This window comes from Streptomyces sp. NPDC007095, assembly GCF_040634475.1.
Lineage (GTDB): Bacteria > Actinomycetota > Actinomycetes > Streptomycetales > Streptomycetaceae > Streptomyces.
In genome coordinates this window covers 1-1442 of record NZ_JBEYFS010000520.1, presented here as the reverse complement: position 1 = coordinate 1442, position 1442 = coordinate 1, and the positions used below count along the sequence as shown (strand labels likewise).

Annotated in this window: 1 pseudogene; it reads right to left on the bottom strand. The window is 74.1% G+C overall.

The annotated features are described in order from the left end of the window. A pseudogene (locus tag ABZ656_RS57905) lies at positions 1-1372 on the bottom strand (transcriptional regulator); the annotation flags it as partial. Positions 1373-1442 lie beyond the last annotated feature (70 nt).

Below are 1442 nucleotides of genomic sequence, written 5' to 3'. Positions count from 1 at the left end.
GGACGGCGTGACCTCTCCCAGCGCCAAGAACAGCCCGAAGGCGTACCCTTTCTCGTATTCGGAGAAAAGGCAGAAGCGGAGTAGGACGACGAGTGCCGAGCCGTTCGAAGACCTCCAGCGCCGCGGCGAGCAGGGGGCGGGCCTCCACCGCGCGGCGCCGGCGGCGCAGCCACTCGGCGTAGTCGAGCCGGGCCTGTGCCCGTTCGAAGGGCCACTGGTCGCCCGCCGGGTCGGCCAGGGCCGCCGTGAAGTGCCTTTCGGCGTCGTCCGGTTCGGCGAGCAGGGCGTCGGCCCGGTGCACGATCGCGGTGAGCCGTGCGGACGTCGTGCCCTCGGCGAGGCGCCGCCTGGTCGTGTCGAGGACGAGCCGTGCGTCCTCGGCCCGGCCCGTGCGGACGGCGGCTGCCACGAGGTCGGCAAGGTAGTAGTCGGAGGCATGGAAGTGCAGGGGCGCGGGCTGCGGCTGCCGGGTGTAGACGGCGCGGAAGCGGTCGTAGGCCGCCGCGTGGTCGCCCTCCGCGAGTGCGGCGGCGCCCAGCGCGTAGTGCGTGCGCACCTGCAGGCTGCGGCAGTTGGGCAGGTCGATGCCGTACACGGCGCGCTGTACGGCGGCGCGGGCCTCTTCGGTGTCGCCGCGCAGGGCGAGCAGGGTGGCGCGGAGCACGGGCGCTCCCACCACCACGTTCTCCAGTCCCCCTTCGGCGGCCAGGCCGTACGCCTCGTCGAGTGCCGCGCGGGCCTTCGTCCAGGACCCGCTCTCGTAGAGGGCCAGCGCGAGGGCCTGGGCCACGGTCGCGTTGGCCCCGGAGGTCGGGGAGCGGCGCAGATGGTCCATGGCCGCGCCGAGCAGCCGTATCGCCTCGGCCGTCTCGTCCAGGACCCAGGCGGCCCCGCCGGAGACGACCAGGCGGGACAGCGGGACGTCGACGCCGGATCCGGGCTTCGGCAGGGGCTCGGTCCAGGTGGCCGCGAGCAGATCGAGGGCCTGGGCCCGGTTGCGTACCGGATCGCAGCCGGCCAGGGCCCAGAGCCTGCCCGTCTCGTCGTCCTGGGGCGGCACGCGCTCCAGGATCCGCAGGATGTTCTCGCGGTGTTCCGGGGCCCCGGAGTTGTACGCGGGTGTGGTGGCCGTCGCCAGGGCGTCGAGGGTCAGTACGGGGTCCTGGTCGACGGCGGCCTCGGCGACCGGCAGCAGGAAGCCGAGCGAGCCCGCGAACTGGGTGGTCACGGCGAGCGCCCAGCCCGCCAGGAGGGAGGCCTCGGCGAGGGGGGCCGGTTCGTCGGTGAGGGTGGCGACCTGGGCGCTCAGCTCGCCGACCCAGCGCGGGTGACCGGCGTACATCGCCAGCGGCGGATCGGTCGGTCTCGCCAAGGGCGCCGTGCCGGCCGCGTACCAGACGCTCGTACAGAAGTGGGGCAATCTGTGCGGCGCGATCAATCCG